The following is a 6,576-nucleotide window of genomic DNA, read 5'->3' on the forward strand; positions in this document are numbered from 1 at the left end:
CGGCCGGCACTACGCGAGATCGTTCGAGGGTCATGACGAGCCGGCCAGCGGCCGGCATTACGCGCGATTGTTCGACGGTCATGGCCAGCCGGTCGGCGCGCGCACCCCACTGCGGTACGCAAAAAAAAACAGCAGCCCAAGGCTGCCGTTTTTCATCGATGCAATGGTGCGCCCGGAGAGATTCGAACTCCCGACCGCCTGGTTCGTAGCCAGGTACTCTATCCAACTGAGCTACGGGCGCATTTGCATTGTCTGGTTTTGCGTCCTGCCGCACGTGTTGCCACGTTCGACGGGAGGGCAGGCGAGCCTGCTGCGATGTAATGGTGCGCCCGGAGAGATTCGAACTCCCGACCGCCTGGTTCGTAGCCAGGTACTCTATCCAACTGAGCTACGGGCGCATTTACATCACGTTGTACTGCTGATGCCAACGGCGGAGTTGGCAACCTGTTGATGGTGCGCCCGGAGAGATTCGAACTCCCGACCGCCTGGTTCGTAGCCAGGTACTCTATCCAACTGAGCTACGGGCGCGTCAACAGGAGCGGAATTATGCGGATGTGAGCCGCATTCGTCAACGCCTTTGTGAAGAACTTCATTCAACTGAATGAAAAAGCAGCGCGGCCACGGCCTGCGGCGATTTCATCCATGCGAAGTGATCCGCACGCGTTTCCAGCGTCGTGACATCCAGCACGTGCAGCGAGGCCTGCACCTGCGGCAGCTTGGCCAGCAGGCCCTGCATCGAAGGCACCGGCGCCAGCCAGTCCTGCGCCATCACCACGGCCGTGGCATGGCCGCGCACGTGGCGCAGGCCGGCCTCCAGGTCGTCGGCGATGCCGGCACCCGCGTAATGATTGTTCAGCCCGACCCGGGCCCAGTCGCGGATCAGGCCACGCGCTTCGGTGCCACCGAACCCCAGGCGGCGCCCGTGCAGCACGCCCTGGCGTTGCGCCAGCCAGGGCAGGAACCGGTAGATCAGCGGCAGTGTCCAGCCGCGCGGCGCCGGGAAGGTGCGCCAGTACGGCGTGCCGCTGGCGACCAGCCACAGCCGCTGGAATACCGTGGGATGCAGCCCGGCAAAGCAGCAGGCCAGCTGCCCGCCCAGACTGTGTCCGCCAATGATGGCCTGATCGCCAGTGCCGCCATCGAGTGCGGCCAGGCTGGCCGGCAGGTCGTGGTAGAGAATCTCGCGATAGCCCCAGTCCTGCCCGCGAGACGGGCGCAGGCTGCTGCTGCCGTTGCCGCGCCACTCGTGCAGGTACACGGCAATGCCGCGCGCGGCCAGCGCATCGGCCAGGGGCAGGTAGTGACGCGCGGCCACCCCCAATGCCGGCAGCCACAGCAGCCGCGCGCGTGGCTGCGCCGGCACGCGGGCCAGCAGGTCGAAGCGGTGGCCGTCGGCGGCCACGACCGGCAACGTCAGCGCCTCGATCATGCCGGGCGCGCCGCGCCGAAGTGGTCGATCACCAGCACCTCGCTGCGCCCCGGGTAGTAGCCGCCTTGCAGGCCGCGGGCGACGTAGTCGATGGCCGCTTCACAGGCGTTGGGCAACGACAGGCCCTGGCACAGCTGCGCGGTGATCGCCGAGGCCAGCGTGCAGCCGGTGCCGTGCGCGTCCACCGGCAGGCGCGCGTGGATGAACTCGTCGCGGGTGACGCCGTCGAAGTAGCGGTCAACCACGCGGGCGCCCTCATGCAGGTGGCCGCCTTTCAGCAGCACCGCAGCGGTGCCCAGGTCGAGCAGGGCCGCAGCGGCATCCTCGGCTTCGTCGGCGGTGGTGATGGGGCGGCCGAGCAGCAGCTCCGCTTCGGGGATGTTCGGGGTCAGTAGCGTGGCCAGCGGCAACAGGCGCGTGCGCATCGCGTGCAGCGCGCTGTCTTCCAGCAGCTTGGCACCGCTGGTGGCCACCATCACCGGGTCCAGCACCACGTGCGTGGGGCGGTACTTCTCCAGCGCATCGGCCACCAGCCCGATCACCTCGGCATTGGCCAGCATGCCCAGCTTCACCGCATGGATGTCGAAGTCGGCAAAGCAGGCGTCGATCTGTGCCTGCAGGAACGCCAGCGGCGGCACGTGGACCGCCGTGACGCCCCGGGTGTTCTGCGCGGTCAGCGCGGCGATCGCCGACAGGCCATGCACGCGGTGGGCGGCAAACGCCTTGAGGTCGGCCTGGATGCCGGCGCCGCCGCCGGAGTCGGAACCGGCGATGGTGAGGGCGGAAACGGGAGAAGAAGGAGTCATGCGGCGATTGTGCAATGTTTGCCGCGGGCGTGCTGCTCAGTGCGGGCGCCAGCGCCGCCATTGCTGGAACAGCATGTAGCCCAGGCCGGTGCAGCCGGTCAGCAGGGCAGGGGCCAGCAGCGCGTCGTACCCCCAACGCAGGAACAGCCAGGCGCCCACGATGCCGCCGGCGAGGAAGCCGCTGACGATCAAGCCACTCAGGGTCAGGCGCCGGATCGGCAACGGCAGCCCGCGCAGCAGGTGGCCCAGGCCGATGCCCAGGTCGGTGAACATGCCGCTCAGGTGGGTGGTGCGCACCACCGCGCCGCTGAAGGTGGTGGCCATGGCGTTCTGCAGCCCGCAGGCCATCGCCGCGGCCAGTGCGCCCCAGATCTGCTGCTGCTTGAACAGCGGAATGGCGGCCAGCAGCAACAGCGATTCCAGCGTGAGCACCACGCCATAGCGGCGGCCCAGCTGCAGCGTGCTGTCCTGCACGATCATGCCGCTGAGCATCGCGCCCAGGCAGAACGCGATCAGCAGGCCCCACAGGTGGCCCACCACGCGCCAGTCGCCCTGTGCCAGCGCCATGCCGAGCTGGCTGGTAGTGCCGGTCATGTGGCTTACCGCCTGGTGTTCGAATCCCAGGAAGCCGACCACGTTGACCATGCCGGCCACGCAGGACAGCGCGATCGCACCGATCCATACCCAGGTCGGAAGCCGGATGCTCATCCGGCGTGCGGGCGGCTCATCGCGACACGGTCAGCGCCATGCTCAACGGCCCTTCGGCGGGCCGTTGAACTGCACGTCGGAGAAGGTGCCGGTCGCCGGGTCGAACACCGCGCCCCAGAACTGCGCGCCGCCGTCACACACCCGGATGGCGTCGCGGGAGGGGTCGATATCGGCACCGTCCGGCAGATGGAAGGCGTTGAGGTAGATCACCTGCCTGCCGCCCATCTCGATGCCGACGTACTGCCGGTCGAAATCGGCGGCGTTGGGCACCTGGGCCTCCAGCCGGGGCAGCTGGGCTTCCAGCTGTTCCACCTGCTGGCGGCTGGGCGCCCAGTACCCGGTGACCGCCCCGGCCTCGCGGCCGGGGCTGGAACGTGAGCAGGTGTCGAGCACCTGGGCGGCAATCACCGGGCGGGTGACCACCCAGGACTGGCCGGTCTTGACCGCGGTGGGCACGCTGGCGCCCGGACGGACGTTGGCGGGCGTGCAGGCCGCCGCCAGCGCAGCAAGCGCCAGCGGCAGGACGGCACGGGACAGGGGACGATTCACAACACCTCCGAGGCGTAGTCGGCCAGGCGCGAACGCTCGCCACGGCGCAGCGTGACGTGGGCGCTGTGCGGCCAGTTCTTGAAGCGGTCCACCGCGTAGGTCAGGCCCGAGGTGGTTTCGGTCAGGTACGGGGTGTCGATCTGTTCGACGTTGCCCAGGCAGACGATCTTGGTGCCGGGGCCGGCACGGGTGATCAGGGTCTTCATCTGCTTGGGGGTGAGGTTCTGCGCTTCGTCCAGGATCAGGTAGCGCGACAGGAAGGTGCGCCCGCGCATGAAGTTCAGCGAACGGATCTTGATCCGGCTGGCGATCAGGTCGTTGGTGGCCGCACGGCCCCACGCGCCGCCTTCCTGGGTGTGGGTGAGCACTTCCAGATTGTCGGTGAGCGCGCCCATCCACGGCGTCATCTTTTCTTCCTCGGTGCCGGGCAGGAAGCCGATGTCCTCGCCGACGCTGACCGTGGCGCGGGTCATGATGATCTCGCGGTAGCGCTGCTGGTCCATGGTCTGGGCCAGGCCGGCGGCCAGCGCCAGCAGGGTCTTGCCGGTACCGGCGGTGCCGAGCAGGGTGACGAAATCGATCTCCGGGTCCATCAGCGCGTTGAGGGCGAAGTTCTGCTCGCGGTTGCGCGCGCTGATGCCCCACACCGCGTGGCTGCCGTGGCGGAAGTCGTTGACCAGCGACAGGGTGATCTTGTCGCCGTCCACCTTGGCCACGCGCAGTTCGACTTCATCGTCCCCGGGCAGGTAGGCGTACTGGTTGGGGTGCCAGTTCTCGTCTTCGCTGGCGATGATTTCGTAACTGGTGCGGCCCTTGTCGCTCCAGCTGCGCAGGTTGTCGGTGTGCTTCTTCCAGAAATCTTCCGGCAGTTCGGTGGCGCCGGTGTAGAGCAGGCTGAAATCATCCAGCGCGCGGTCGTTCTCGTAGTCTTCGGACACGATGCCGGCGATGGCCGCCTTGATCCGCAGGTTGATGTCCTTGGAGACGAACACCACCGGGATCTCGGGGATCTGTTCCTTCAGCGCCAGGATCGCGCCGAGGATGGCGTTGTCCGGGATGACCGCGCCGAAGCTCTTGCCCGCATCGAAGTGACTGGTCTGGAACCGCAGCAGGCCCACGCTCTGCTTGCCGCGCAGCTGCAGCCCGTTGGGCCGTTGCAGCGGAATGCCGTCGGCCAGGTTGTCCAGGCCCGACGCCTGCACCAACTCGTTGAGGAAACGGCTGACCTGGCGCGCGTTGCGGCTGGCCTCGGTGGTGCCCTTCTTGCCGTTGTCCAGCTCTTCGATCACCTGCATCGGCAGGTAGACATCATGCTCCTCGAACTTGAACAGCGCGGTCGGATCGTGCATGAGCACGTTGGTATCCAGAACGTAGATGCGCTTGCCTCGGGTCATCGTCATTTCCTGGTGGCAGAACAGGGACAAGCCATCACAGCCTGCAGGGCAGGGTGATGGCCATTGGGGGGTGCAGGTTGGTCACTGGGTTTTCGCGGCCTTCAGGGCTTCAAGGACGGTGTCTGCGTGGCCGGCCACCTTGACCTTGCGCCACGCCTGCACGATACGACTGTCGGGCGAAATCAGGAAGGTGCTGCGCTCGATGCCGCGCACCTGCTTGCCGTACATGTTCTTGAGCTTGATCACGTCGAAGGCGGTGCACAGCGCTTCGTCGCCGTCGCTGATCAGCGGGAAGGCGAAGCCCTGCTTGGCGCAGAAGTTGTCGTGGGATTTGACCGAATCGCGGGAAACGCCGAACACGCGCGCATCGAGGCGGGTGAATTCGGGCAGCAGCGCGTTGAAGTCGATGCCTTCGGTGGTGCAGCCCGGGGTGCTGTCCTTCGGGTAGAAATACAGCACCAGCCACTGGCCGGCGAGTGCGCCGAGGGAGGTGTGCTCGCCGCCGGACAACGCCAGCGGCAGTGCGAGGGTGGTGCTGTCCAGGGTGTCGCCGTCGTTCATGGGTTCCTTTCCGGATCCTGGGGTCGTGCCATTACACCTGCATGAAACGCTGCGCGCCCGTGACGAACGCGCGAACGATCAGAACTTCATCGGATCCATGATGGCATCCAGGTTCAGGTGGTCGCAGAATTCGAGGAAATCGTCGCGCAGCGCGGCGATGTGCATGTTGGCCGGCACCCCGATGGTGACCTGCGCCGAGAACATCTCCGCCCCGGTCTGCATCGCCCGGTAGCGGGTGCTCTGCAGGTTTTCGATGGTGATGCCCTGGCGGTCGAAGAAATCGGCCAGCTGGAACAGGATGCCCGGCTTGTCGGCGGCAATCACTTCCACGATGTACGGCAGCAGGTTGGACTGCGCCTGCTTGGCACCAGTGCGGTACCACACCAGCTTCAGGCCCTCTTCGCGCTCGAGCCGGGTCAGCATGGCTTCCAGCTTGGCCACCGCGTCCCACGAGCCGGTGGCCAGCGCGGTCACCGAGACGTCGCGGCCCACCGTGGCCAGGCGTGCATCAACCAGGTTGCAACCGCTGTCGGAGATACGCCGGGTGACAGGCAGCAGGGGGGACTCCGGATGCGTCGTGTAGGCGTTGATCAGGAGATGGTTTTCGGTCGGCGCAGGCCGCGGCGTGGTGTCGGTCAAGAGGGTTCCGGGTGATGCAAGGTGAGTCTGAACGGCCGGCGACGGCACGTTCGCCGGAGTCCAGCATACTTGCCCGTGCTTTCGACCCGCAAGTAACATGCAACGTACATCCGGCCGGCGTTTAGGCCCGCTGGGTTCCCCCTTTCTTCCGAGCAACGTTTCCTTGTCCCTTTCCGGTCTCATCACCGCGCTGGCCACGCCTTTCAAGGCCGATGGCGCATTGGATCCCGACGGTTGGCAGCGCCTGCTGCACCTGCAACTGGAGGGTGGCGTTCACGGGGTGGTGGTGGCCGGTTCGACCGGCGAGGCCGCGACCCTGTCCGACGACGAGTACGACCAGCTGCTGCGCAGCGCGGTCAAAACCGTGGCCGGGCGCATCCCGGTGCTGGCCGGGACCGGCCTGTCGGGCACGGCCAAAACCATCGAACAGACCCGCCGGGCGGCCGCCAGCGGCGCCACCCATGCGCTGGTGGTGACCCCACCCTATGTG

At 66.9% G+C, this 6,576-nt stretch carries 8 protein-coding genes and 3 tRNA genes; 1 reads left to right on the forward strand and 10 read right to left on the reverse strand.

Going from position 1 to position 6,576, the window contains the following annotated elements:
- Window positions 1-164 precede the first annotated feature (164 nt).
- From DBR34_RS02155 to DBR34_RS02200, 10 genes are all read right to left on the reverse strand, one after another.
- Window positions 165-241 (reverse strand) — tRNA-Arg (locus tag DBR34_RS02155).
- Window positions 242-321: 80 nt separating this feature from the next.
- Window positions 322-398, reverse strand: a tRNA-Arg gene (locus DBR34_RS02160).
- A gap of 53 nt (window positions 399-451) precedes the next feature.
- A tRNA-Arg gene (locus DBR34_RS02165) sits at window positions 452-528 on the reverse strand.
- Between the two features lie 61 nt (window positions 529-589).
- Window positions 590-1,429 carry an alpha/beta fold hydrolase gene (locus DBR34_RS02170; RefSeq protein WP_128095532.1) on the reverse strand — a complete coding sequence of 280 codons (840 nt, stop codon included), beginning with the start codon at window positions 1,427-1,429 and terminating at the stop codon, window positions 590-592.
- Window positions 1,426-2,235 carry a bifunctional hydroxymethylpyrimidine kinase/phosphomethylpyrimidine kinase gene (gene thiD, locus DBR34_RS02175; protein ID WP_128095533.1) on the reverse strand — a complete coding sequence of 270 codons (810 nt, stop codon included), beginning with the start codon at window positions 2,233-2,235 and terminating at the stop codon, window positions 1,426-1,428. Before thiD ends, DBR34_RS02170 begins: the two co-directional genes overlap by 4 nt.
- Window positions 2,236-2,271: 36 nt before the next feature.
- The gene (locus DBR34_RS02180) at window positions 2,272-2,943 is read right to left on the reverse strand and encodes a YoaK family protein (RefSeq protein WP_128095534.1); all 672 of its coding nucleotides are present in this window, start codon (window positions 2,941-2,943) and stop codon (window positions 2,272-2,274) included.
- 42 nt (window positions 2,944-2,985) lie between these two features.
- Window positions 2,986-3,492, reverse strand: coding sequence for a hypothetical protein (locus DBR34_RS02185; protein WP_128095535.1), 507 nt, complete (start codon window positions 3,490-3,492; stop codon window positions 2,986-2,988).
- Window positions 3,489-4,886: a PhoH family protein gene (locus DBR34_RS02190; protein WP_128095536.1), complete on the reverse strand. Its 1,398-nt coding sequence runs from the start codon at window positions 4,884-4,886 to the stop codon at window positions 3,489-3,491. The genes DBR34_RS02185 and DBR34_RS02190 overlap by 4 nt, the downstream gene beginning before the upstream one ends.
- Window positions 4,887-4,967: 81 nt before the next feature.
- Entirely contained in the window at window positions 4,968-5,447 is a 480-nt protein-coding gene (locus tag DBR34_RS02195) for a peroxiredoxin (RefSeq protein ID WP_038689098.1), read from the reverse strand.
- A gap of 78 nt (window positions 5,448-5,525) precedes the next feature.
- Entirely contained in the window at window positions 5,526-6,086 is a 561-nt protein-coding gene (locus tag DBR34_RS02200; RefSeq protein ID WP_038689096.1) for a glycine cleavage system protein R, read from the reverse strand.
- A 163-nt stretch (window positions 6,087-6,249) separates the two neighbouring features.
- Here DBR34_RS02200 and DBR34_RS02205 point away from each other — a divergent pair.
- Window positions 6,250-6,576, forward strand: a 327-nt coding sequence (locus tag DBR34_RS02205) for a dihydrodipicolinate synthase family protein (protein WP_181393877.1), incomplete at its 3' end; no start/stop codon positions are given.

Origin of the sequence: Stenotrophomonas sp. HMWF003 (assembly GCF_003061285.1) — a bacterium.
Taxonomy (GTDB): Bacteria; Pseudomonadota; Gammaproteobacteria; order Xanthomonadales; family Xanthomonadaceae; genus Stenotrophomonas; species Stenotrophomonas maltophilia_AP.